Annotated in this window: 1 protein-coding gene; it reads right to left on the bottom strand. The window is 71.4% G+C overall.

Annotated features, from left to right (window positions below):
• Positions 1 to 255: hypothetical protein (locus IU459_RS38055; RefSeq protein WP_195134367.1), on the bottom strand; the 255-nt coding region annotated here is incomplete at both ends.

Below are 255 nucleotides of genomic sequence, written 5' to 3'. Positions count from 1 at the left end.
CGGTGAACCAGCCGACGGTTCGCGACAGGTCCGCACCCGCCACCACGTCTTCTTCGCGGCCGTGACCCTCCAAGCGGATCAGCAGCGACTCGTCGCCGCGAGCGGCCACCCGGCGCGCCCGCCACTTGGCGGTGGCCAGTGCCAGCGCGGTGAGCAGGCCGTCGTTCACGCCGCCGTGGAACAGCGCCGGAACCGTGGTGAGCAGGGCCTTGGTGACCTCGGCGGACACCTCGACCGGCAACTTCTCGATGACGC

This window comes from Nocardia amamiensis, from assembly GCF_015477605.1.
GTDB classification, from domain to species: Bacteria; Actinomycetota; Actinomycetes; order Mycobacteriales; family Mycobacteriaceae; genus Nocardia; species Nocardia amamiensis_A.
This window is presented reverse-complemented; position numbering and strand designations above follow the sequence as displayed.